The following is a 23,889-nucleotide window of genomic DNA, read 5'->3' on the forward strand; positions in this document are numbered from 1 at the left end:
CGCGGGCACGCCTAGTGTTCGGACCGCAGCAGGACGTGAGCCCCCCGGCGGGGTTCCGAGCGGGGGGAGGGGCCATCGAGCAGGTCTCGCGGCGCACCGTGCTGGGCGCGGCCCTCGCCGCCGCGGTCTCCGGCGCCGTCGCCGCGTGCGCGCCCGACCCCGCGCCCCGGACCGCCACCGCCGCACCGGTGCCGACCACCGCGGCCGCGACCACCCCGGGGCCCCAGCCGGTGTCCTACCCGGACTACCGGCTGGAGTTCGTGCGCTCGGTGTTCCGCGGCGACCCCACCGGGCCGGGCACCGCGCGCTGGCAGTGGCAGGTGCTGCAGCGCGACCTGCCCCAGCCGCCGGGGGTGGCGCACCGCTTCTTCTACGCCACCGCCGTCACCCGCGACTCCGACCCCGCCGGCGTCACCCAGTGCCTGCCGCCGGACGAGGTGCCCGACGCCTGGCTGCTGCGCGGCACCGACGGCGACGTCATCACCCGCACGTCGGGGTCCACCGTGGACCGGGCGGTCGACGTGGCCCAGCCGGGCTTCCGCGCCGCCGCGGCGCAGTTCCTCGTCGACCGCTGCCGCGCGGGCGGCTGGAGCGGGGTCATGCTCGACGAGGTCAACGCCTCCTTCACCTGGACCTGGCCGCAGCGCCCGGTGGCCTACCCGGACGACGCGTCGTGGCAGCAGGCGCAGCTGGGCTTCGTCCGCGGTCTCGGCGACGCGCTGCGGGCCGCCGGGTTCGCGCTGGGGGCCAACATCGGTGACGCGGTCGACCCCGAGTTCTGCCTGGCCGTGGCCGAGGGCGGGCAGCTGGTGTCCTCGGAGTTCTTCGTCGAGGGTGGGCTGTCCGCGGGGCCGACGACCGCGCTGACGGGGGCGGCGTGGCGGTCCCGGGTGTCCTGGTTGGAGCGCAGCCAGCAGGTGGCCCCGACGACGCTGGTGCAGGACCGGACCGACCCGGGGTTCACCTCCGACTACGGCCTGCTCACCGCCCTGCTCGCCACCATGGGCAGCACCGTCTACGGCACCTCGGAGGCCTACACCGCCGACGGCAGCCACTGGCCCACGGTGCACGACGCGGCGCTGGCGCTGGGCGCCCCGCGGACCGTCCGGCACGAGGTCGCGCCCGGGGTGTGGGCGCGGGAGTTCGACGCGGGCACGGTGCTGGTCAACGCGACCACCGCGCCCGCGGTGGCGCTGGGCCGCGCGCTGCCCGCGGCGTCGGGCGTGCTGCTCCCCTGACGGGTGGGTCACGGCGGGCTGGCTACGGTGCGCGGGTGAGCGAGCAGACCCCGGCCCCCACGCCCGCACCGGCCGGTCACGGGCACGGGCTGGCGGGGCCCGCGGTGCACAGCCCGCTCGCGGCCCGCCTCGTGGTGGGCCTGCTCGTCCTCGCCGGGCTGGCCGTGGTGCTCGGCGCGGTGCTGCTGTGGCCGCCGGAGCAGCGCTTCGACGTCCCCCTGCCGCTGCAGAACGGGGCCGGGCAGGCCACCACCACCGAGGCGGGAACCGTCACCGCCCAGCAGCTGACCACGTGTGGCGGACCCGGCTCGCAGGTCGGCCGGCTCACCGGGACCCAGGTGCCCACGGGCGACGCGAGCGCCGGGGGCTACGCGTGCACCCGCACCACGGTGCGCATCGACTCGGGCCCCGACGCGGGCCGCTCGACCACCCTCGAGATCACCCCCGGCCCGGGCTCGCCGACGCTGGCGGTGGGGGACTCGCTGCGGCTGTCCCGCGGGCAGACCGCCGACGGCGCCCCGCTCTACGACTTCTACGACTTCGCCCGCGGCCTGCCCATGGCCGTGCTCGCCGGGGTGTTCGCCCTGGCCGTCGTCGTGGTCGCCCGGTGGCGGGGGCTGCGGGCGCTGCTCGGCCTCGTCATCGCGTTCGCGATCCTCGCCGGCTTCGTGGTGCCCGCCCTGCTCGGGGGCCGCTCGGCGGTGCTCGTCGCGCTCGTCGGCGGCGCCGCCATCCTGTTCGCGGTGATCTACCTGGCCCACGGGGTGAGCCTGCGGACCAGCTCGGCCCTGCTGGGCACCCTGGCCGCGCTGGGGCTCAGCGGGGTGCTGGCCCAGGTGGCCGTCGCGCTGACCCGGGTCACCGGCCTGTCGGAGGAGCAGAACACCACCGTGCAGGTCTACCTCGGACAGGTCAGCATCACCGGCCTGCTGCTCGCGGGCTTCGTCATCGGCTCGCTCGGGGTGCTCAACGACGTCACCGTCACCCAGGCCAGCGCCGCCTTCGAGCTGGCCGCGCTCGACCCGACCGCGCCCCGGCGGCGGGTCTACACCGGCGCGATGCGGGTGGGCCGCGACCACATCGCGAGCACCGTCTACACCCTGGTGCTGGCCTACGCGGGCAGCGCCCTGCCCCTGCTGCTGCTGTTCAGCGTGGCCGGGCGCAGCCTGCGCGACGTCCTCACCGGTGACGTCGTGGCCGTCGAGGTGGTGCGCGCGCTGGTCGGCGGCACCGCCCTGGTGCTGGCGGTGCCGCTGACCACCGCGATCGCGGTCGCCCTGGCGCGGCCGGGCCGCACGACCCCGGAGCTGGCGGTCACGCGGCACCGTCGGGCGTGATCAGGGGCGGGGGATGCTGCTCACGGTGAACGGCTCGACCGGGGTGCCGCCGCGCTGGTCGAACTGGCTGTTGACCACCAGCAGCTGGTTGGCTACCGCGGTCGCCGTGGTCGGGTACATCAGGTCCGGCAGGGCGGTCTGCGCGGTGACGGTGCCGCTGGCCGCGTCCCGCGCCAGGTCCACCGTGGCGATGGTCTCCAGCGCGTTGCGCACCACGTAGAGGGTGCGCCCGCCCACGAGCTCGAGACCGTCGCCTGCGGTCAGCGTGACGCCGCCCAGGTCGACCTGGCTCACGGTCCGGGTGCGCAGGTCCACCCGGTACAGGTTCCCGGTCGAGGACTGCACGACCACGGCGTAGCGGCCGTCGGCGGTGACCACGACACCGTTGGCGTTGAACCCGGCGCCGTAGACCAGCGGCGTGCCGGTGAAGTCGACGAACACCTCGAGCGGGGCGCCGAGCGGGCCCGCGGTGCCGAGCTCGGCGGCGGGGATGCGGTAGAGCGCCGCGGTGTGGGAGTCGGTGACGTAGGCGTCGCCGTTCGGTGCGATGGCCACGTCGTTGAGGAACGTGTCCCCGCCGCCGTCGGTGTAGGTGCGCAGGGTGGCCCCGGTGCGGGCGTCGAGGACGCTGACCTGGCCGGTGGCCCCGCCGGCGACGACGAGGACCTTCCCGTCCCGGGTGACGTCGAGGCCCACGGCGGTGGTGCGCCCGTCCTGCCCGCCGGGGGAGAGCACGGTTGCGGCGGGGGACTGGCGGGTGCCGCGGAACACGGTGCCGTCGGTGGTGGAGGTGACCCAGAACGTCGACCCCTGCGAGGTGATGCCCTCGGGGAAGACGTCCTGCCCGGGCAGCGCGATGCTCGCCGGCGGCGGCGGCGGCGAGGACGGTCCTTGACCCGGTCATTACGAAAGGGTGCGCCCGGGTGCAACGCGCTGCAACTCTGGCGGGTGCAGGCCCGACCGGTGCAGTGTGACGGGTACCACAGCAGGACCCGTGCCGATGGAGGACCCGTGAGCCAGACCCTGGAACGCCCGCCCGAGACGACCGACCCCGCGCCCGAGCGGGTGCAGCGGTGGCTGGCCGACTTCGAGGCCGCCCTCGCCGCGGGCGACGCCGCCCGCGCCGCCGCGATGTTCACCAGCGACTGCTACTGGCGCGACCTCGTCGCCTTCACCTGGAACCTCAAGACCGTCGAGGGGCCGGCAGGGGTGCGCGACCTGCTCGACGCGACCCTGGCCCGGGTGGCCCCCACGGGGTTCCGCATCACCGAGGGGGAGACGCCCACCGCGGCGGACGGGGTCACCGAGGCGTGGATCGAGCTCGAGACGTCCGTCGGCCGGGGCCGGGGGCAGCTGCGCCTCAAGGAGGAGGACGGCGAGCAGAAGGCGTGGACCCTGCTCACCACCCTCTACGAGCTGACCGGGTTCGAGGAGCCCCGCGGCACCCAACGACCCATGGGCGCCGAGCACGGTGCGCAGAAGGGGCGATCGAGCTGGTCGGAGCGCCGCGAGCAGGAGGCGGCCGAGCTGGGGTACACCCGGCAGCCGTACGTGCTCGTCGTCGGCGGCGGGCAGGGCGGCATCGCGCTCGGGGCCCGGCTGCGCCAGCTCGACGTGCCCGCCATCGTCATCGACAAGCGTGACCGCCCGGGTGACCAGTGGCGCAGCCGCTACAAGACGCTGTGCCTGCACGACCCGGTCTGGTACGACCACCTGCCCTACATCAAGTTCCCGGACAACTGGCCGGTGTTCGCCCCCAAGGACAAGATCGCCGACTGGCTCGAGTCCTACACCAAGGTCATGGAGCTGAACTACTGGACGCGGACCGCCGCGACGTCGGCGACCTGGGACGAGGGCTCGGGCACGTGGACCGTCGAGGTGGAGCGCGACGGTGAGCCCGTCACGCTGCACCCCACCCACCTCGTCATGGCCACCGGCATGTCCGGCAAGCCGAACCTGCCGGACTTCCCGGGGATGGACGTCTTCCGTGGCGACCAGCACCACTCCAGCGCGCACCCCGGCCCGGACGCGTACGCGGGCAAGAAGTGCGTGGTCGTCGGGTCGAACAACTCGGCGTTCGACATCTGCGGGGCGCTGTGGGAGGCCGGGGCCGACGTCACCATGGTGCAGCGGTCCTCGACCCACATCGTCAAGAGCCAGTCCCTCATGGACATCGGCCTGGGCGACCTGTACTCGGAGCGGGCGGTGGCCTCCGGGATGACCACGGAGAAGGCGGACCTGACGTTCGCCTCGCTGCCCTACCGGATCATGCACCAGTTCCAGATCCCCGCCTACGAGGCGATGGCGGAGCGCGACAGCGACTTCTACGCCCGGCTCGAGTCCGCGGGCTTCGACCACGACTGGGGTGACGACGGCTCCGGGCTGTTCATGAAGTACCTGCGCCGCGGCTCGGGCTACTACATCGACGTCGGCGCGGCCGAGCTCGTCGCCGACGGCCGGGTGGCGCTGGCCCACGGCCAGGTCGACCACCTCACCGAGACCTCGGTGGTGCTCGCCGACGGCACCGAGCTCGAGGCCGACCTCGTCGTCTACGCCACCGGCTACGGGTCGATGAACGGCTGGGTGGCCGACCTCGTCGACGAGGCGACCGCGGACCGGCTCGGCAAGGTGTGGGGCCTGGGCTCGGACACCACCAAGGACCCGGGGCCGTGGGAGGGCGAGCAGCGCAACATGTGGAAGCCGACCCAGGTGCCGAACCTGTGGATGCACGGCGGCAACCTGCACCAGTCGCGGCACTACTCGCTGTACCTGGCGCTGCAGCTCAAGGCCCGCCTGGAGGGGCTCGACACCCCGGTCTACGGGCTGCAGGAGGTGCACCACACCCGCTAGCCCGCACCGGCGCTCAGCCCGCGACCAGCAGCTCCCGCAGCCCCCGGATCACCAGCTCACCCCGGCGCTGCGGGAGCTGCGTCGTGTGCAGCCCGGGCAGGCGGGTGCGCAGTGCGCCCAGCACCGCGGTCAGCTCGAGGCGGGCCAGCGGGGCGCCCAGGCAGTAGTGCAGCCCGGCGCCGAACCCCAGGTGCGGGTTGGGGTCCCGGCCCAGGTCGATCCGGGTGGGGTCGGCGAACACCGACGGGTCGTGCGCCGCGGCGCCGAGCATCGCGGCGATTGTCTCCCCGGCGCGGACCGGCACCCCGGCGAGCTCGACGTCGCGGGTGGCGGTGCGCTCGAAGAGCTGCAGCGGTGGGTCGACGCGCAGCAGCTCCTCCGCGGCCAGCGTCAGGTCGGCACCGTCCAGCGCCCGCCAGCCCGGGCCGGTGAGCAGCGCCGCCACCCCGTTGCCGAGGCCGTTGACCGTGGCCTCGTGCCCGGCCATGAGCAGCAGCGCGCCCGTGGCGACGAGCTCGTCGTCCGAGAGCCGCCCCCCGTCGGCGGCCTGCGCGGCCACCAGGTCGCTGACGAGGTCGTCGCCGGGCCGGACGCGCCGGTCGGCGACGAGCTCGCGCAGCGCGGCCACGAAGTCCGCCGCGGACCGCTCGGCCGCGGCCTGCTGCGCGGGGGTGGCGGTGGGCTCGTAGAGCCGGACGATGGCGTTCGACCACGGCCGCAGCGAGGGCCGCAGCGCGGCGGGCACCCCCAGCAGCTCGGCGATCACCTCCACCGGCAGCGGGGCGGCCACGGCCTCCAGCAGGTCGCCGCCGCCGGTCGCGGCGAGGTCGGCCACCAGCTCGTCGGCCCGGCGCTCGACCACCCCGCGCAGGCGCTCGACGTGCCCGCGGCCGAACGCCCCGGCCACCAGGCGCCGCAGCCGGGTGTGGGTGGGCGGCTCGGACTCCAGCAGGGAGTGCCGGTGCAGCAGGTGGAACGCGGGCAGGGCGGCGGCGTCCTCCCGGTCCACCCACACCCGGCCCAGCCCGCGGTCGCGCAGCACGGCCGAGCACGCGGCGTGGGTCAGCGCCACGTGCGTGCCCCAGCCGCTGTGCCAGGCCACCGCGCCGCGCTCCCGGGCGGCGGCGTAGGCGGGGTAGGGGTCGGCGACGAAGGCGGGGTCGGCCGGGTCGAGCAGGTCGGCCACGTCCGGGGCGCTCACAGCCGTCATGATCCCAGCCCCGGGGGGCCGGCCCGTCGACGTGGTCGCCGTCACACCAGGCGGTCTAGCCTGGCGGCATGACGCGGGGGTCGACCGGGGTGGTGGCCGCGCAGAGCGCGGTGCGCCCGGGCACGGACCTGCCGCGGCACGCCCGGCTGATGGCCGCGGTGCACGACGCGGTGCTCGCCGGGGCCCGGCCCCCCGCCCGGCCGCGCGACCTCGTCGCCCGATCCTGGTCCCGGGTGCGCGCCGGGGGGCTGGCCCCGGACCGGTGCGGCACCGCGGAGCCCGTGGGCCCCGCCGAGGTGCAGGCGCGGCGCCGGCGGAGCCTGCTGCGCGAGGTGGTGCCCGAGCTGCGCTCCGCGCTGGCCGCCTTCGCCGAGGACGCCCGCTTCGTCGTCGTGGTGACCGACGCCGACGGGGTGCTGCTGTGGCGGGAGGGCTCGGCGGCCGTGCGCCGGCAGGCCGACGCGCTGGGCTTCGCCGAGGGCGCCGACTGGTCGGAGGGCTCCGTCGGGACGAACGCCATCGGCACCGCGCTGGTCGAGCGGGCCCCGGTGCAGCTGTTCTCCGCGGAGCACTACGCGCCGAGCCACCACCCGTGGACGTGCACCGCGTCCCCGGTGCACGACCCGCGGACCGGGGAGCTGCTGGGCGTGGTCGACGTCAGCGGGCCGGCCCTGACCCTGACCCCGACGACCATCGCGCTGGTGAGCACCGCGGTGCGGCTGGCCGAGGCCACCCTGTGGCGCAGCCACGAGGAGCGGCTCGAGCGGCTGCGGACGGTGGCCGACCCGGTGCTGGCCGGGGTGCGGGGGCCGGCGATGGTGGTCGACGAGCACGGCTGGGTGGCCCGCAGCAGCGGGCTGGCGGTGCGTGACCGGGTGGCCGCGCCCGCCGCCGACCGGCCGCTGGCCGTGGCCGGGCTGGGGCTGTGCGTGCCGGAGCCCGTCGCCGGGGGCTGGCTGCTGCGCCGCGGCGACGACCCGGCGGGCGGCGCGGTGCGGGTGACCCTGGACCTGCGCGGGCACCCCGAGGTGGCGGTGAGCGGGGCGGGGGAGCCGTGGCGCCGCGCCGTGACCCCTCGCCACGCCGAGGTGCTCGCGCTGCTGGCCCGGGCGGGTCGCGAGGGGCTCGACGCGGCCGCGCTGAGCCGGGCGCTGCACGGCGACGCCGGGCACGTCGTCGCGGTGCGGGCCGAGATCTCTCGGCTGCGGCGCACCCTGGGCGGCCTGCTCGCCGCGCAGCCCTACCGCTTCGCCGAGGGCGTCACCGTCGAGGTCGTCGGCGGTGAGGGCGTCGGCGGTGGGCCCGGGGTCAGCGCCAGCTCGGCAGCCACAGCTCGGCCTGCCACTGCGCCTCGGTGATGGGGATGCCGGTGAGGATCGGCCACAGCCAGGCGAAGTTGGCCACCACCAGGCCCACGTAGAGGCAGACCACGAGCAGGCCGGTGGTGCGCCGCTCGCGGCCCGCGCCGGCCCGGCCGAGCACGTCGCCGAGCACCAGCGCGATCCCCATGATCAGGAACGGGGCCATCGCGGTGGCGTAGAAGAAGTACATCTGCCGGTCGAGGTTGGTCAGCCACGGCAGGAACGCGGTGCCGTAGCCGACCAGGACCACCGCGTAGCGCCAGTCGCGGCCGACGACCGCCCGCCACGCCGCCCAGCCCAGCACCGGGAACGCCAGCCACCACATCGCGGGGGTGCCCAGCAGCACCACGGCGCTGACGCAGGTGGCCGCGCCGCAGCCGCCCACGCCCTGGCCGTAGTAGTAGAGCATCGGCCGCATGCCCATCGGCCAGGTCCAGGGCTTGGACTCGTAGGGGTGCGGGTTGCCGATCGGCGTCGTCAGCGTCTCGTGGAACTTCAGCACGTGGGCCTGGTAGTAGAACAGCGAGCGCAGCGCGTCCGGGACGAAGGAGAACGGCCCGCCGTAGCCGACCTGCCTGCCCACCGCCCACCGGTCCACGCCGACCTCGCTGGCGAACCACGGGCCCCACGTGCCCAGGTAGACCAGCACCGGCAGCAGGGCCAGCGCCCACAGCGCCGGGGCGACGTCGCGCGCCAGGGTGCCCACCCACGGCCGGGCCACCCCGGCGCCGCGGCGGGCGGCGACGTCGAAGGCCACGCTGAGCAGTCCGAACGCGACGATGAAGTAGACGCCGTTCCACTTCGTGCCGCAGGCGAGGCCCAGCAGCACCCCGGCGCCGAAGCGCCACCAGCGCACGCCGAGCCGCGGGCCGAGCGGGGAGTCGGCGACGCGGCCCTCGGCGACCACGCGGGCCATCCGGGCGCGGACGTCGTCGCGGTCGACCAGCAGGCAGCTCAGCGCGGCGACGACGAAGAAGACCAGGAAGATGTCCAGCATCCCGACGCGGGAGGACACGAAGGTGACCCCGTCGGCGACGAGCAGGACGCCGGCGACGGCCCCGACGAGGGTGGAGCGGCTCATCCGCCGTACGGTGCGCACCACCAGCAGCACCAGGACGGTGCCCAGCAGTGCGGAGGCGAACCGCCAGCCCAGCCCGGTGTAGCCGAACAGGGCCTCCCCGCCCGCGACCAGCCACTTGCCGACCGGGGGGTGGACCACCAGCTCGTAGCCGGGGTTGTCCTCCAGGCCGCCGCCGGTGAGCACCTGCCAGGCCTGCGGCACGTAGTGCTTCTCGTCGAAGACGGGGGTGCCGCCGTCGGTGGGCACGCCGAGCTGGAAGAAGCGGGTGATGCCGGCCGCCGCGGTGACGAGCAGGGTGACCACCCAGCCGCGGAGCCGGTCGGTCGGCGGGGTGTCGCGGCGCCGCGCGGGCTCGGCCGCCGGGGTCGCCGGGAGGACGGCCTCCGGGGGCCGCTCGGCCAGCAACGTCACGGGCCCGATCGTAGGCGGCCTACGGTGGGCGGGTGGCTGGTGCGGGCAGGTTGGTGCTGGCCGCGACCCCGGTGGGCGACCCCGGGGACGCCTCGGCCCGGCTGCGCGACGCGCTGGGCTCCGCGGACGTCGTCGCCGCCGAGGACACCCGCCGGACGAAGGCGCTGGCCACCGCGCTGGGCGTGACCATCACCGGGCGGGTCGTCAGCTTCTACGACGCGGTCGAGGTCTCCCGGGCGCCCGGGCTGGTCGCCGACGTCGCCGGCGGGGGCACCGTGCTGCTGGTGACGGACGCGGGCATGCCGTCGGTGAGCGACCCCGGCTACCGCCTCGTCGCCGCCTGCGTTGCCGCGGACCTGCCCGTCACCTGCCTGCCCGGGCCGTCGGCCGTCACCACCGCGCTGGCCCTGTCGGGGCTGCCGGTGGAGCGGTTCGCGTTCGACGGCTTCGCCCCCCGGCGCTCCGCGGGAAGGCGCACCTGGTTCACCCGGCTGGTCGCCGAGGAGCGGGCGGTGGTGTTCTTCGAGGCCCCGCACCGCATCGCCGCGTGCCTGGCCGACGCGGTGGCCGTGCTGGGACCCGCCCGGGCCGGGGCCGTGTGCCGGGAGCTGACCAAGACCTACGAGGAGGTCCGCCGCGGCACCCTCGCCGAGCTGGCCGCGTGGGCCGCCGACGGGGTGCGCGGGGAGATCACGGTGGTGCTCGCCGGGGCCGTCGCCGAGGAGGTGGCGCCCGAGGACCTCGTCGACGCGGTCGAGGAGCGGGTCGAGGCGGGCACCCGGCTCAAGGACGCCACCGCGGAGGTGGCGAGCGCGCGCGGGGTGTCGCGCCGCGAGCTGTACGAGGCGGTCCTGCGGGCACGCGAGGTGTGACCGGTGCCATGCTGGCCGGGACACCCAGCTCGAACGACGAAGGAGTCGTCATGAACCTGGCCCACGTCCTGGTGCAGACCGCCGAGGCGCACGGTGACCGGCCCGCCCTGCGCGTGGGGGAGGCGACCACCAGCTACGCCGAGCTGCTCGAGCAGGCGAGGGCCGCGGCCGGCTTCCTCGTCGGCAAGGGCGTCGAGCCCGGCGACCGGGTCGGCATGGTGCTGGCGAACGTGCCCGCCTTCCCCGTCGTCTTCTACGGCGCGCTGCTGGCCGGGGCCACCGTCGTCCCGATGAACCCGCTGCTCAAGGGCCGCGAGGTCAGCTACTACCTGTCCGACTCCGGGGCGAAGGTCGTCGTCGCCATGGAGGGCATGTCCGAGGCCGCGGAGTCCGCCGCGCGCGACGAGGGCGTCGAGTCCGTCGTCGTCGCCGCGACCGGGCTCACCGAGGACCAGCTCGGGGACAGCACCCCGGCCACCGACCCGGTCGAGCGCGACGGCTCCGACACCGCCGTCATCCTCTACACCTCGGGCACGACCGGGCAGCCCAAGGGCGCCGAGCTGACCCACGACAACCTGGAGTCCAACGCCCGGCTGACCGTCGAGACGCTCATCGAGCCCACCCCCGACGACGTGATCATGGGCTGCCTGCCGCTGTTCCACGTGTTCGGCCTGACCTGCGGGCTCAACGCCGCGGTCGTCTCCGGGGCGTGCCTGGCGCTGCTGCCCCGGTTCGACCCGAAGCAGGCCCTGGAGCTCGTCGGCTCCGCCGGGGTGACGATCTTCGAGGGCGTGCCCACCATGTACTCGGCGATGATCCACGTCGAGGACGCCGCCTCCTACGACGTGTCGAGCCTGCGGGTGTGCATCTCCGGCGGGTCCGCGATGCCCGTCGAGGTCCTCAGGTCCTTCGAGAAGACGTTCGACGCGATGGTGCTCGAGGGCTACGGGCTCTCGGAGACCTCGCCGGTGGCGTCGTTCAACCACCCCGACACCGAGCGCAAGGTCGGCTCCATCGGCCTGCCCGTGCGCGGCTGCGAGATCCGGGTGGTCAACGACGACGACGAGGACGTGCCCGACGGCGAGATCGGCGAGATCGTCATCAAGGGCGAGAACATCATGAAGGGCTACTGGGGCCGCGAGGAGGCCACCGCCGAGTCCATCAAGGACGGGTGGTTCCACACCGGGGACCTGGCCAAGAAGGACGAGGACGGCTTCCTGTTCATCGTCGACCGCAAGAAGCAGCTCATCATCCGCGGCGGGTACAACGTCTACCCCCGCGAGGTGGAGGAGGCGCTCTACGAGCACCCCGCCGTGGCCGAGGTGGCCGTGGTCGGCATCGACCACGACTCGTTGGGCGAGGAGGTCGGCGCCGCCGTGGTGCTGGCACCGGGCAAGGAGGCGACCGAGGAGGAGCTGCGGGACTTCGCCAAGGAGCGGGTGGCCGGCTACAAGTACCCGCGCCACCTGTGGTTCGTCGACGAGCTGCCCAAGGGCCCGACGAACAAGATCCTGCACCGCGAGATCAAGGCCCCTGACGAGGTCACGCAGGGCTGACGCCCGCCACACCGCCCGACCCGGCCGCCCCCGTCTCTTCGTCAGAACGGGGGCGGCTCGTCGTCCACCGGAGGTCGTGGTCGCGGCGGGGCGTCGGCGGGCGCCCAGGTGCGCACCTCGTCGACCCACAGCTCGACCAGGTCGCCCAGCACGGTGTCGAGCTCGACCGGCGTCGGCGGCAGGCCCTCGGGTGTGGTGGTCCGGCGCTGCCCGGTGGGGCCGGCCCAGTGCTGGGTGCCCCCGGGCTCCATGGACACCGACCAGACCCCGGCCGTCTTCGCGCGGTGGTGGAAGCGGCACAGGCACGCCAGGTTCTCCGGCACGGTCAACCCGCCGCGCCGCGGGTCGTCGTGGTTGAACGGGACCACGTGGTCGAGGTCGCAGCGGTCGGCCGTGGTGCTGCAGCCGGGGAAGCGGCAGTGCCCGTCGCGGTCGCGGACCAGCTCGGCCAGGCGGTCGGACGGGGAGTACCGCAGCACCGACGGGTCACGGTCCGGGTCCGCGGGCTCGACGCGTAGGTCGGGCGCCACGACCGTGCCGGCGGGGCGGGCCCGGCCGAGGTGGACCGGGGTGCCGTCCAGCGTGAGCAGCGCCCGCCACGTGGCGTCGGCGGCGAGCGCCCGCACCGTGTCCGCGTCGACCACGCCCATCCGGCGCAGCACCCCGGGCAGGTCGGTGGCGCCGACCAGGGTCTCGGCCGCGACGACGACGTGCACGACGGTCTTCCGAGCGGCGTCCGCACCGGTCGCGGGGCCGCGGGCGGCGCAGCCCGGGTGGCCGCAGGTGCAGGCGAGCCGGTCCGCGCCTCCGGCCAGGGCCACCAGGGCGTCGGCCCGCCGCTGCGCCCGCGTGCGCGGGTCGGCCGGGCACGGGTGCGTCGTCATCACGTCGAGCCGGTGGGCGACGACCCGGCCGTCGGCGCCGGCGAGCAGACCCGACACGGACGCCATCCCGTCGGCGGCGGGGTCGATGCGCACGTCCCGGTCCGTGACGGCCCGGCGCACCCGGTCGCGGGCGAACGCCGGGGCGAGGCGCGCCACGACCCGGTCGGCGGCCGCCGCGGTGGCCGAGGCCGTCCCGGCGCGACCGACGACGCGGTCGAGCACCTCCGCCTCGCACGCCGCGCGCAGCTCGGGGTCGTCGATGCCGGCGAGCCGGTCAGCCAGGGTGCGGGCACGGGCGTGGTCGAGGTCGCCGCGGGCCAGGGCACGACCCACGGCGGGCAGCCGGTCGCGCAGGTCCTCCCCCAGGGTCACCAGTGCCCAGGCCGTGCCCTTCGGCACGCACAGCGCGTCGGCCACCTCGAGCACCGCGAACTCCGCCAGCCCCGGGTCGCTGCTGCTGCGCCGGTCGCGCACCACGTCGGCGGCCAGCCGCAGCGTGCGGGCCACCGCCGCCGACTCCGCCCGGCGCGCAGCACCCAGCTCGGCCAGCTCGGCGGTCAGGGTGTCGAACACGTGTTCGATTCTAGGGTCGACCCCCGACAGTTCTGTCTGCTCGGGGTCGGTCGAACCGTCCTCAGCGGGGGGCGACGGTCAGCTCGCGGTCGGAACCGACGGCCCGGCCGGCGTGCGGCCGCACCGCCGCGGCGAGCACGGCCACCACCGCCCACGCCAGGAACGCCGACCGCAGCCCGACGGTCTCGACGAGCCGCCCGACCAGCGGTGACCCGACGGCCTGGCCCGCGGCGAGGGCCACGAACGCGACGCCCACGCCGAACGACGTCCGCACGGGGTGCAGCCGCGCGCCCCACAGCAGGGCCACGCCGGACAGGGCCACGAAGGACGCCCCGAACACGGCCGCGGCCGCCAGCACCACCACCCGGCTGCCCGCAGCCCCGGCGAGCAGCGCCGTCGCCCCTCCGACCGCCAGGACGAGCGCGCTCCACGACGTCGCGAGGCCGAGGCGGCGCACCAGGTCCCCGCCCAGCGCCCCCAGGACGCCCGCCGCGCCGAGCACGGTCCAGGCCAGCGCGGACCCGGCGGCCGAGGCGCCGCCGACGTCGGTGAGCAGCTCGCGGCCGAACCCCCACACCGCGACGGAGGCGGCCCCGCCCAGGAAGGACGCGACGACCAGCCGCACCGTCCCGGGCACCACGCGCGGACCCGATCCGCCGTCGGCCACCTCGGGCACTCCGGCCGGCACGGCGACGGCGACCCAGCAGGTGACCGCGGCTGCGACGACGGCGAACCCGGCCCACGCCCACCGCCACTCGTCGGCGACCACCAGCGCGACGGGTCCGGACACGACCACCCCGAGGCCGGTGCCCGCGTTGACCACCGTCTGCGCCCGGTCGCGCACTCCCGCGTGCACCCACGCCGCCACCGCAGCCGCCAGCGGCGGTGAGGCGACCCCCGTGCTGGACCCGGCCAGCAGGACCCCGGCCGCCAGCACCGCGGCCGAGGGCGCCGCGGCCACCACCGCCATCCCCGCGGTGGCCAGCACGCCCGCCAGCACCGCGACCCGGCGCGGACCCCACCGCGGCGTGAGCAGCAGGCTGACCAGGATCGCCCCGCAGTAGCCGACGTAGCTGCCGGCCCCGATGGTCCCGGAGAGGGTCGGCCCGAGGTCGAACGTGGCGTCGAGCTCGGGCAGGAAGAGGCCGTAGGCGTAGCGCGCCAGGCCGTACGAGGTGCCGACGAGCGCCACCCCGGCCCCGACGAGGCCCCACCGCGCGTGGGTGGGTAGAACCAACGTTCTATTCACTTACGCTACCGTAGGGCCGTGACCACCACGGGGCAACGCGGGACCGACCGACCCTCGGCGCGCGAGCGTCTGCTGCGGGCGGCCGACGAGCTGTTCTACGCCGAGGGGATCGCCTCGACGGGGGTCGATGCGGTGGTCGACCGGGCCGGGGTGGCCACGGGCTCGCTGTACAACAACTTCGGCGGCAAGGACGGCCTCGTCGCGGCCTACCTCACCGACCGCGACGAGCGGTGGCGTGCGATCTGGCAGGCCTGCGTGGCCGAGCAGGACGACCCGGTCGAGCGCGTGCTCGCGGTGTTCACGGCCGTGCAGCGCTGGGGCGGGGTGGCCGACGTCCACCGCGGGTGCGCCCTGCTCGCCGCGGCCGTGCAGCTGCCGGCCGGGCACCCCGGGCAGCAGGTCGCCGCCGACCACAAGCGGCACCTCGCGGCGCGGCTGCGCGAGCTGTGCGCCGCCGCGGGGGTGCCCGACCCGTCCGGTGCGGCCGCCGACGTGCTGCTGGTCTACGAGGGCCTGCAGAACTTCGTGGCGCTGGGCCTGGACCCCGACCCGGTGGCACGGGCCCGCCGCCTGGCCGCCACGCGGCTCGGTCAGCCCGGCAGCACCGCGTAGCGCAGCCGGGCGAACGCGCCCTGGTGGGCGACGGAGACCAGCCGCAGCCGGTCGGGGCCGAGCCGGCGGGGCAGCAGCGGGGCGCCGTCCGCGAGCGTCGCGGGGGCCACGTGGACGACCACCTCGTCCAGCGCCCCGACGTCGAGGAGCTGCCCGGCCACGTCACCGCCACCCACCACCCACACGTCGAGACCTCCCGCCGCCGTCCGGATCTCGTCGAGGTGCGCGGCGACCGGGCCGCGGACGAAGCGCACGTCGGCCCCCGCCGGCACCGGCAGCGCGCGCGTCGTCAGCACGTACGTGGGCCGGTCGCCGTAGAAGTCCTGCCACTGCTGCGGCCGCGCCAGCAGGTCCGTCTCGCGCAGCACCCACTCGTAGGTCGTCGAGCCCTCCACCATGACCCCGACGCCGGCGACGAACTCCTCGTGGTCGTCCCCGGTCGGCTCCCCGGCCTCGAACAGCCAGGCCAGGGAGCCGTCGGGATCGGCGAGCTGACCGGTCAGGGTCGTCGCCGTGCGGTAGACGACACGGGTCACGCCCCGGGACGCTACCGCCGGGACCCGGCCTACCGGGCGTGCTCCGGCGCGTGGGGGTGGCCCTCCACGGCGACGACGATCGCCTCCTGGGTGCTGCGGGCCACCACCATCTCCACCGGCTCGGTGTCGCTGGCGTTCTGCTCCCAGTGGACCTTGCCGGGCGGGATGAAGACGAAGTCGCCCGCCCGGGCCTCGCGGGCGTCGTCGAGCTCGTCGCCCACCCACCACCGGGTCACCCCCGAGATGATGTAGATCGCCGTCTCGGACTCCCCGTGGTGGTGCACGCCGGTCTTCCCGCCGGGCTCGAGCACGGCGTAGCCCATCCACATGTCGGACGAGCCGGTCATGGTGCGGGACACCGCCTCGTACCGGGCCAGCCCGGGGGTCTGGCCGGTGCCCGTGCTGCGCTCGTCGGGCCCGACGACGCGCACGTCGAGGCCACCGCTGTCCAGGTCGGCCACGGCTCAGGCGATCCGCTGCAGGCGGGTGATGGTCAGCCCGTCGGCGTCGAGCAGGTTGTCGAGCATCCCTGCGAACCGCACCAGGTGCGGCGTGGCCAGGTGGGCGTCGAGGTGCTCGGCCGACTCCCAGTTCTCGTAGAAGAAGAACCGGTCCGGGTCCTCCACGCCCTGGTGCAGGTCGTAGTTCACGTAGCCGTCCTCGGCGGCGGTCGGCTCGATCAGCGCCTCGAGCTCGCGGCGGAGCTCGTCGCGCCTGCCCTCCGCCGCGCGCATCGAGGCGATGACGGTGAGCAGGTCGCGGCGGTCGGCGGTCGGGGTGGTCACGGTGTCCTCCTGGACGTCGGGGGTGGATCGGTGCTGGGCGGTGGTGCTCGGGTGGTGGTGGGGCTCAGGCCGACTCGGTGGCGCGCTGCGGGGCCGCCTCGGCCGCCACGGCCGGGGTGCCGCCGCCGAGCGCGCGCTCGACGACGTCGGCCCCGCGCTCGGAGAGCCAGGCCAGCACCGAGCCGCCGACGAGGGACACGAGCAGGCCCCAGAACAGCGACGGGCTGGAGAAGTTGGCCTCTCCGTTGAACACCGCGCCCTTAACGAGCATGAGGTTGGTGGCCGCGCCGTAGCCGAAGTAGGCCGACGCGCCGATGAACGAGGCGGGGATGAAGGACAGCACGGGGACCCGCGCCTGCACGCACATGCCGAACGCGCCCACGCCCACGAGCAGGCCGAGCAGCGCCAGCGACGTCGGGGCGACCGCCAGCCAGACCTTGACGATGAGGTAGCCCCAGACCAGCCCGCTCACGGTGCAGGCCGCGGTCTTGACCAGCCCGGAGGTGCCGCCGCCGACGGCGAAGAAGCACGCCCAGGCGGCGAAGCCGACCCAGACGACGAGGGGGGCCTTGAAGCTGCCGACGGCGGTGAGGTTGAACGCCCCCCACGTGAACAGCCCGGCCAGGACGCCGATCGAGATCCCTGTTGCGACGAGTCGCTTCACACCTGTTCTCCTTCTCCCACGGGGGCGGCACCCGTGGTCCGGGGGCCGGTGCGGCGGCGACGGCCGCTGCTCGTCAGGGACGCTAGGACCCGGTTGTGCACGACCGGCCGGTGTGACCTGTCTCACTTTGCGACACCTGCTGGCACACTCGGCGCCGTGACCGCGGCCCGAGGTGTCTACGTCGTGGCGGCCAACCCCGGGACCGGCAAGTCCCTGGTGACCCTGGGCCTGCTGGACGTGATGCGCACCCACGCCGACTCGCTCGCGTTCCTTCGCCCGCTCACCGCGACCGAGCCCGGCGCCGACCCCGACGACGACCCGCTGGTCCGCCTCGTCCGGGACCGCGTGGGCGTCACCGCCGCCCGGGGGGCGATGTCGCGCGCCGAGGCGCGGGCGCTGCTCGCCGACGGCCACCGCGACGAGGTGCACCGCCGCGCCGTCGAGGCCTACACCGCGCTCGCCGCGCAGGCCGACGTCGTCATCGTCGACGGGTCGGACTTCGAGGACGGCCGCGACCTGGGCGTCGAGTTCGACCTCAACACCGAGCTGGCGAACCACCTCGGGGCCGTGGTGGTGGGCGTGGTCGGGGCCGCGGGCAGCGCGGTCGACGCCGTCGTGGAGTCGGTGGACCTGGCCCGCAAGGAGGTCGTCGCCGCGGGCTGCTCGCTGGCCGCGATCATGGTCAACCGGGTGCCCGTCGAGCTGCTGGGCGCGGTGCGCGACCAGGTCCACCTCGGGGCGTCCGGCCGGCCCGTCTACGTCCTGCCGGAGACCCCGGAGCTGGCCTGGCCCAACGTCGCCGAGGTGGCCGAGGGCATCGGCGCGCGGGTGGTCGGCGGCGGGGACCGGCTGGCCGACCGGGACGTGCGCAGCGTCCGCGTCGCCGCCATGACGGTCGAGCACTTCCTCACCCTGCTCGGCGACGGCGCCCTGGTCATCACCCCCGGCGACCGCGCCGACGTGCTCGTGGCCACCCTCGCGTCGTCGCTGTCGTCGTCGTTCCCCGTCCCCGCCGGCGTGCTGCTCACCGGGGGGATCGCCCCGCACCCCACCATCGCCGGGATCCTGCGCGACGCCCCGTTCCCCGTGCTGGCGCTGGACGAGGACACCTTCACCGCCGCCCGGGCCGTGGCCGAGGTCCGGGCCGACCTCGCCCACGCCGGTGCCCGCACCCTGGCCACCGGCCTCGGGGTGTTCCACGAGGCCACCGACACCGCCGAGCTCGTCGAGCGCCTCGCCCTGCCCCGCGCGGTGCGGATGACCCCGGTGCGCTTCGCCCACGAGCTGGTGCAGCGGGCCGCGGCGCAGCGCCGCCGGGTCGTGCTGCCCGAGGGCACCGAGCCCCGCGTGCAGCAGGCCGCCGAGATCCTCGTGCGGCGCGGGGTGTGCGACCTGGTGCTGCTCGGCGCCCCCGACGACGTCGCCGGCGTGGCCGCCGCGCACGGCACCGACCTCTCCGGGGTGGAGGTCGTCGACCCGGCCACCTCCGAGCACCGGGAGCGCTTCGCCGCCGAGTACGCCCGGCTGCGCGCGCACCGCGGGGTCGACCTGGAGACCGCCCGCGACACCGTCGTCGACGTCTCGTTCTTCGGCACCCTCATGGTCCACCTCGGACTGGCCGACGGCATGGTCTCCGGCGCGGCGCACACCACCGCGCACACCATCCGGCCGGCGCTGCAGCTCATCGGCACCGCCGAGGGCGTGGACACCGTCTCCTCGGTGTTCCTCATGTGCCTGCCCGACCGGGTGCTCGCCTACGGGGACTGCGCGATCGTCCCCGACCCGACGGCCGAGCAGCTCGCCGACATCGCCGTGGCCTCCGCCGGCACCGCCGCCCGCTTCGGCGTCGAGCCCCGGGTGGCGATGCTCTCCTACTCCACGGGGGAGTCGGGCTCCGGCGCCGCCGTCGACAAGGTCCGCGCCGCCACGGCTCTCGTCCGCGAGCGCCGCCCCGAGCTGGCCGTGGAGGGCCCCATCCAGTACGACGCCGCCGTCAACGCCTCCATCGCCGCGTCGAAGCTGCCCGGCTCCGCCGTCGCCGGGCAGGCGACGGTGTTCGTCTTCCCGGACCTCAACACGGGGAACAACACCTACAAGGCGGTGCAGCAGTCGGCCGGCGCGGTCGCGATCGGCCCGGTGCTGCAGGGCCTGGCCAAGCCGGTCAACGACCTCTCCCGCGGCGCCACCGTCACCGACGTCATCAACACCGTCGTCATCACCGCGATCCAGGCGCAGGCCCCGCGGGAGACCTCCCGGTGAACGTCCTCGTCCTCAACTCCGGGTCGTCCACGCTGAAGTGGCAGGTGCGGGCCGAGCCCGACGGCACCCTGCTGGCCCAGGGCGCGGTGGAACGCATCGGCAGCGGCGACGCCCCGGACCACGCGGCCGCGCTGGCCCAGGTGCTCGACGGGCTGCCCGAGGGCCTCGCCGTCGACGCCGTGGGCCACCGGGTGGTCCACGGCGGGGAGCGCTTCCACGCCCCCGTGCTGCTCGACGACGACGTGCTCGCCGAGGTCGAGGCGCTCGCACCGCTGGCGCCGCTGCACAACCCGGCCGGGGTGGCCGGCATCCGTGCCGTGACCGCCCGGCGCCCCGGCACCCCGCAGGTCGCGGTGTTCGACACCGCCTTCCACGCCACGCTGCCCGAGCGGGCCTGGCGCTACGCCGTGCCCACCGCGCTGCACACCGACCTGGGCGTGCGCCGCTACGGGTTCCACGGCACGTCCTACGAGTTCGTCGCCGCGGCGGCCGCGACCCACCTCGGGGTGGACCGCTTCACCGGGGTCGTCGCGCACCTGGGCAACGGGGCCTCGGCGTGCGCGGTGCTGGACGGGCGCAGCGTCGACACCACCATGGGCCTGACCCCGCTGGCCGGGCTCGTCATGGGCACCCGCTCCGGCGACCTCGACCCCGGGGTGGTGCTGCACCTGCTGCGGCTGGGGTGGACGACGGCGGAGGTCGACGACCTGCTCAACCGCCGCTCCGGGCTGCTCGGCCTGGCCGGGGACGCCGACATGCGCGCCGTGCAGGCCCGCGCCGACGCCGGGGACCCGGCGGCCGAGGTCGCCCTCGACGTGGCCGCGTACCGGCTCGCGACGACCGTCGCCGGCTACCAGGTGGCGCTCGGTGGCCTGCCCGCGCTGGTGCTCACCGGCGGCATCGGCGAGCACGCCGCCCCGTTCCGGGCCCGGGTGCTGCGCCTGCTGGCCCCGCTGGGGGTGGAGCTCGACCCGGCCCGCAACGACGCGGCCCCGGACGCCCCGGTGCGGCCGATCACCACGGACGCCTCCGCGGTGCCGGTGCTCGTGGCCCGCACCGACGAGGAGCGGGTCATCGCCGCCGCGACCGCCGCCCTGGTGGGGGACGGCCGGTGACCTACCTGCTGCTGGCCGTGGCCATCGTCGCCGAGGTGGCGGGCACCAGCCTGCTCAAGGCGACCGAGGGGTTCAGCCGGCTCTGGCCCACCGTGGGCTGCGTCGCCGCCTACCTCGTCGCGTTCGTCGCCCTGGCCAACGCCGTCGAGCGGGGCCTCGACGTCGGGGTCGGCTACGCGATCTGGGCGGGCCTGGGCACCACGCTCATCGTCGCCGTCGGGGCGCTGTTCCTCGACGAGCCGCTGACCCTGGTCAAGGTCGCGGGGATCGCCCTCGTCATCGCCGGCGTGGTGGTGCTCAACCTCTCCGGGGCGCACTAGGTCGCTCGGGACGCACCGGGCACCCAGCACGCTGTTACCGTCGCCCCGGTCGGCTGGTGCCGACGACGCACGCGCAGCGAAGTCCGGTGCGAACCCGGCGCTGTCCCGCAGCTGTGGAGGCCCCCGCGGGGCCCGAGCCAGATCGCCTGCCGCGCGTCGATGTCCCCGACCCTCGGAGCGGGGGCCGCGCGGTGGGCGAGGACCCGGCGCCGGCGCGCGCCCCGGTCACCCCTGAGGACCCCGTGACCCGCACCCGCACCCCCCTGCTCGCCCTCGTCACCGCCCTGCTGCTCGCCGTGCTCACCGCCTGCGGCGCCGGGTCCGACGACGCCGGCACCACCGGCAGCGGCACCGCCGACCCGTCCGGGGCGTTCCCGGTCACCGTCACCGGGACCAACGGCGAGGTCACCGTGCCCGCCCGGCCCACCCGCGTGGTGTCGATGTCGGCCACCGGCACGGAGATGCTGTTCGGCATGGGGGCGGGCGACCAGGTCGTCGCCGTCGACTCCACCTCGACCTACCCCGCGCAGGCCCCGGTGACCGACCTGTCGGCCTTCACCCCCAGCGCCGAGGCCGTCGCCGGCTACACCCCCGACCTCGTGGTCGTCAGCGACGACCTCAACGGCCTGCTCGACGGGCTGACCCGGCTGCGCATCCCCACCCTGCAGCTCGCCGCCGCGGCCAGCCTCGAGGAGAGCTACGCGCAGATGGCGGCCCTCGGCACCGCCACCGGCCACGTCGACGAGGCGACCGCGCTGGCCGGCAGCACCCGCGACCGGATCAGCGCGGCGGTGGCGAGCGCTCCCGCGTCGTCGCGCGGGCTGAGCGTCTACCACGAGCTCGACCCCACCTACTACACCGTCACCTCACAGACCTTCCTCGGGCAGCTCTACGCCCTGTTCGGCCTGCGCAACATCGCCGACACCGCCCCCGACCCGGCCGGTGGCTACCCGCAGCTCTCGGCCGAGGCCGTGGCCGGGGCCGCACCCGAGGTGGTCGTCCTCGCCGACACCGTGTGCTGCGGCGTCGACGCGGCGAGCTTCGCGGCCCGCCCGGTCGTCGGCGCGGTGCCCGCCGTCGCCGCGGGCCGGGTGCTGGCCGCGGACGACGACGTCGCCTCGCGCTGGGGCCCGCGCACCGCCGACCTGGCCGAGGCGGTCGCCGCGACGCTGGCCCGGTGACCAGGCCGGCGGTGGTGCTGGCGGGGCTGACCGTCGCGCTGCTGCTCGCCGCCCTGGCCGGGGTGGCCGTCGGCGCGCTGCCGCTGGCACCCGGCCGGGTGGTCGGCACGCTGACCGGCCTCGGCCCGGGCCTCGACCCCACCCGGGCCGCGGTGCTGCTGCAGCTGCGGCTGCCCCGGGTGCTGCTGGCCGGGGTCGTCGGGGCGGCGCTGGCCGTGGCCGGCGCGGGCTACCAGGGCGTGTTCCGCAACCCGCTGGCCGACCCGTACCTGCTGGGGGCGGCCGGGGGCGCCGGGCTGGGGGCGACGGTCGTCATCGCGCTCTCCCCGGTGCGCACGCTGGGCCCCGTCGGCCTGGTCCCCGTGGCCGCGTTCGTCGGGGCGCTGGCCGGGGTGGGGGCGGCGTTCGCGCTGGCCCGGGCCGTGGGCGGCTCGACGGGGGCGACGCTGCTGCTCTCCGGGGTCGCGGTCGCCTCCTTCCTCGGTGCCGTGCAGACCCTGCTGCAGCAGCAGCGCAGCGAGAGCCTGCGCGAGGTCTACGGCTGGATCCTGGGGCGGCTCGGCGGCGCCTCCTACGCGGACCTGCTCCTGGTGCTGCCCTACCTGGTGCCGGCCGTGGTGGTGCTGCTGCTGCTCGCCCGGCCGCTCGACGTGCTGGCCGTCGGCGACGACGAGGCCCGCAGCCTGGGCACGGACCCGGCCCGGGTGCGGCTGGCCGTCATCGTCGCGGCCTCCCTGGCCACCGCCTCGGCCGTCGCGGTGAGCGGGCTCATCGGGTTCGTCGGCCTCGTGGTGCCGCACCTGGTCCGCGGCCTCGTCGGGCCCGGGCACCGGGTGCTGCTGCCCGCCTGCCTGCTGGCGGGGGCGGCGTTCCTGGTGCTGGCCGACCTGCTGGCCCGGGTGGTGCTGGCCCCGGCCGAGCTGCCCATCGGCGTGGTCACCGCGTTCGTCGGCGCCCCGTTCTTCGCGGGGCTGCTGTGGTCGGGGGCCCGGCGGTGACCGACCTCCGCGTCCGCGGCCTGACCGTCGAGCTCGGCGGCGCCCGGGTGCTCGACGGCGTCGACCTCGACGTCGCCGCGGGCAGCTGGACGACGGTGGTGGGGCCCAACGGGTCCGGCAAGTCCACCCTGCTGCGCGCCGTGCTCGGGCTGCTGCCCGCCGACGGCGAGGTCCGCGTCGGCGGGCAGGCGGTGCGCTCGCTGGGCCGCCGCGCGCAGGCCCGACTGCTGGCCCTGGTGCCGCAGCGCCCCGTGCTGCCCGAGGACACCACCGTCACCGACTACGTCGCGCTCGGGCGCACCCCGCACCTCGGGGTGCTCGCCGCACCCGGGGCGGTCGACCGCGCAGAGGTCGCCCGGGCCCTGGCCCGGCTCGACCTCGACGCCCTGGCCGGGCGCCGGCTCGGCACGCTGTCCGGCGGCGAGGCGCAGCGCGCCGTCGTCGCCCGGGCGCTGGCCCAGCGGGCGCAGGTGCTGCTGCTCGACGAGCCGACCGCCGCGCTCGACCTCGGCCACGCCCAGCAGGTGCTCGAGCTCGTGGACCGGCTGCGGGTCGAGGACGGGCTGACCGTGGTGGCCACGCTGCACGACCTGTCGCTGGCCGGGCAGTACGCCGACCGGCTCGTCGCCCTGGCCCACGGCCGCGTCGTCGCGCGGGGGACACCCCGGGAGGTGCTCACCGCCGAGCTGCTCGCCGAGCACCACGGCGCCCGCGCCACCGTCCTGGACACCCCCGACGGCCTGGTCGTCGCACCCCGGCGTCCGCGAGCAGATCCCCCTCGCGCCCGCCGATAGGCT

General features: G+C 76.0%; 22 protein-coding genes. 13 read left to right on the top strand and 9 right to left on the bottom strand.

The genetic code is table 11. The features are described from left to right. Positions 1 to 35: 35 nt before the first annotated feature. A complete protein-coding gene (locus ACYVOF_RS18580) occupies positions 36 to 1,238 on the top strand; it encodes a putative glycoside hydrolase (RefSeq protein WP_460869134.1) in 1,203 nt (400 codons plus the stop codon). Between the two features lie 35 nt (positions 1,239 to 1,273). Further along, positions 1,274 to 2,575 carry a YibE/F family protein gene (locus ACYVOF_RS18585; protein ID WP_460869136.1) on the top strand — a complete coding sequence of 434 codons (1,302 nt, stop codon included), beginning with the start codon at positions 1,274 to 1,276 and terminating at the stop codon, positions 2,573 to 2,575. On the opposite strand, the gene ACYVOF_RS18590 is transcribed toward ACYVOF_RS18585, so the two are convergent. Next, a complete protein-coding gene (locus ACYVOF_RS18590) occupies positions 2,576 to 3,346 on the bottom strand; it encodes an SMP-30/gluconolactonase/LRE family protein (RefSeq protein ID WP_460869138.1) in 771 nt (256 codons plus the stop codon). Between the two features lie 240 nt (positions 3,347 to 3,586). On the opposite strand from ACYVOF_RS18590, the gene ACYVOF_RS18595 reads away from it, so the two are divergent. Beyond that, on the top strand, positions 3,587 to 5,425 hold the full coding sequence (locus ACYVOF_RS18595; protein WP_460869140.1) for a flavin-containing monooxygenase: 1,839 nt from the start codon (positions 3,587 to 3,589) through the stop codon (positions 5,423 to 5,425). 13 nt (positions 5,426 to 5,438) lie between these two features. On the opposite strand, the gene ACYVOF_RS18600 is transcribed toward ACYVOF_RS18595, so the two are convergent. After that, on the bottom strand, positions 5,439 to 6,626 hold the full coding sequence (locus tag ACYVOF_RS18600; RefSeq protein WP_460869142.1) for a cytochrome P450: 1,188 nt from the start codon (positions 6,624 to 6,626) through the stop codon (positions 5,439 to 5,441). A gap of 77 nt (positions 6,627 to 6,703) precedes the next feature. Here ACYVOF_RS18600 and ACYVOF_RS18605 point away from each other — a divergent pair, with 77 nt between their 5' ends. Continuing rightward, complete coding sequence (locus ACYVOF_RS18605; protein ID WP_460869144.1) at positions 6,704 to 7,993, top strand: GAF domain-containing protein; 1,290 nt, start codon at positions 6,704 to 6,706, stop codon at positions 7,991 to 7,993. On the opposite strand, the gene ACYVOF_RS18610 is transcribed toward ACYVOF_RS18605, so the two are convergent. Then, entirely contained in the window at positions 7,944 to 9,488 is a 1,545-nt protein-coding gene (locus ACYVOF_RS18610; protein ID WP_460869146.1) for a dolichyl-phosphate-mannose--protein mannosyltransferase, read from the bottom strand. The genes ACYVOF_RS18605 and ACYVOF_RS18610 overlap by 50 nt on opposite strands. Positions 9,489 to 9,520: 32 nt before the next feature. On the opposite strand from ACYVOF_RS18610, the gene rsmI reads away from it, so the two are divergent. Both rsmI and ACYVOF_RS18620 read left to right on the top strand, forming a co-directional pair. Beyond that, a complete protein-coding gene (gene rsmI / locus ACYVOF_RS18615) occupies positions 9,521 to 10,360 on the top strand; it encodes a 16S rRNA (cytidine(1402)-2'-O)-methyltransferase (RefSeq protein ID WP_460869148.1) in 840 nt (279 codons plus the stop codon). 50 nt (positions 10,361 to 10,410) lie between these two features. After that, complete coding sequence (locus ACYVOF_RS18620) at positions 10,411 to 11,916, top strand: long-chain-fatty-acid--CoA ligase (protein ID WP_460869150.1); 1,506 nt, start codon at positions 10,411 to 10,413, stop codon at positions 11,914 to 11,916. A gap of 41 nt (positions 11,917 to 11,957) precedes the next feature. Here ACYVOF_RS18620 and ACYVOF_RS18625 read toward each other — a convergent pair whose 3' ends face one another. Together ACYVOF_RS18625 and ACYVOF_RS18630 are read right to left on the bottom strand one after the other, a co-directional pair. Then, positions 11,958 to 13,373, bottom strand: coding sequence for an HNH endonuclease signature motif containing protein (locus ACYVOF_RS18625; protein ID WP_460869153.1), 1,416 nt, complete (start codon positions 13,371 to 13,373; stop codon positions 11,958 to 11,960). A 61-nt stretch (positions 13,374 to 13,434) separates the two neighbouring features. Continuing rightward, positions 13,435 to 14,622, bottom strand: coding sequence for an MFS transporter (locus ACYVOF_RS18630; RefSeq protein ID WP_460869154.1), 1,188 nt, complete (start codon positions 14,620 to 14,622; stop codon positions 13,435 to 13,437). Positions 14,623 to 14,640: 18 nt separating this feature from the next. Between ACYVOF_RS18630 and ACYVOF_RS18635 the strand changes: the two genes are divergently transcribed. Beyond that, positions 14,641 to 15,234 (top strand): TetR/AcrR family transcriptional regulator, encoded by a 594-nt coding sequence (locus ACYVOF_RS18635; RefSeq protein ID WP_460869156.1) that lies wholly within the window; start codon positions 14,641 to 14,643, stop codon positions 15,232 to 15,234. On the opposite strand, the gene ACYVOF_RS18640 is transcribed toward ACYVOF_RS18635, so the two are convergent. The 4 genes from ACYVOF_RS18640 to ACYVOF_RS18655 all read right to left on the bottom strand — a co-directional run bounded on the left by ACYVOF_RS18640 (position 15,213) and on the right by ACYVOF_RS18655 (position 17,219). Further along, a complete protein-coding gene (locus ACYVOF_RS18640; protein ID WP_460869158.1) occupies positions 15,213 to 15,770 on the bottom strand; it encodes a dihydrofolate reductase family protein in 558 nt (185 codons plus the stop codon). The genes ACYVOF_RS18635 and ACYVOF_RS18640 overlap by 22 nt on opposite strands. A 29-nt stretch (positions 15,771 to 15,799) precedes the next feature. After that, positions 15,800 to 16,231, bottom strand: coding sequence for a cupin domain-containing protein (locus ACYVOF_RS18645; protein WP_460869160.1), 432 nt, complete (start codon positions 16,229 to 16,231; stop codon positions 15,800 to 15,802). Between the two features lie 3 nt (positions 16,232 to 16,234). Beyond that, positions 16,235 to 16,555 carry a putative quinol monooxygenase gene (locus tag ACYVOF_RS18650; RefSeq protein WP_460869162.1) on the bottom strand — a complete coding sequence of 107 codons (321 nt, stop codon included), beginning with the start codon at positions 16,553 to 16,555 and terminating at the stop codon, positions 16,235 to 16,237. Positions 16,556 to 16,619: 64 nt separating this feature from the next. Beyond that, the gene (locus tag ACYVOF_RS18655) at positions 16,620 to 17,219 is read right to left on the bottom strand and encodes a DUF1097 domain-containing protein (protein ID WP_460869164.1); all 600 of its coding nucleotides are present in this window, start codon (positions 17,217 to 17,219) and stop codon (positions 16,620 to 16,622) included. A gap of 156 nt (positions 17,220 to 17,375) precedes the next feature. On the opposite strand from ACYVOF_RS18655, the gene pta reads away from it, so the two are divergent. The 6 genes from pta (at position 17,376) to ACYVOF_RS18685 (ending at position 23,886) form a co-directional block, all read left to right on the top strand. Continuing rightward, positions 17,376 to 19,478, top strand: coding sequence for a phosphate acetyltransferase (gene pta, locus ACYVOF_RS18660; protein WP_460869166.1), 2,103 nt, complete (start codon positions 17,376 to 17,378; stop codon positions 19,476 to 19,478). Continuing rightward, positions 19,475 to 20,593, top strand: a complete 1,119-nt coding sequence (locus tag ACYVOF_RS18665) for an acetate/propionate family kinase (protein ID WP_460869168.1) — start codon at positions 19,475 to 19,477, stop codon at positions 20,591 to 20,593. The genes pta and ACYVOF_RS18665 overlap by 4 nt, the downstream gene beginning before the upstream one ends. Next, entirely contained in the window at positions 20,590 to 20,913 is a 324-nt protein-coding gene (locus ACYVOF_RS18670; protein WP_460869169.1) for a DMT family transporter, read from the top strand. The genes ACYVOF_RS18665 and ACYVOF_RS18670 overlap by 4 nt, the downstream gene beginning before the upstream one ends. A gap of 242 nt (positions 20,914 to 21,155) precedes the next feature. Next, entirely contained in the window at positions 21,156 to 22,094 is a 939-nt protein-coding gene (locus ACYVOF_RS18675) for a helical backbone metal receptor (protein ID WP_460869170.1), read from the top strand. Further along, a complete protein-coding gene (locus ACYVOF_RS18680) occupies positions 22,091 to 23,092 on the top strand; it encodes a FecCD family ABC transporter permease (RefSeq protein WP_460869172.1) in 1,002 nt (333 codons plus the stop codon). Before ACYVOF_RS18675 ends, ACYVOF_RS18680 begins: the two co-directional genes overlap by 4 nt. Further along, positions 23,089 to 23,886, top strand: a complete 798-nt coding sequence (locus tag ACYVOF_RS18685) for an ABC transporter ATP-binding protein (protein WP_460869174.1) — start codon at positions 23,089 to 23,091, stop codon at positions 23,884 to 23,886. The genes ACYVOF_RS18680 and ACYVOF_RS18685 overlap by 4 nt, the downstream gene beginning before the upstream one ends. The last annotated feature ends 3 nt before the right edge of the window (positions 23,887 to 23,889 follow it).

It is taken from the genome of Rhodococcus aerolatus, assembly GCF_054783215.1.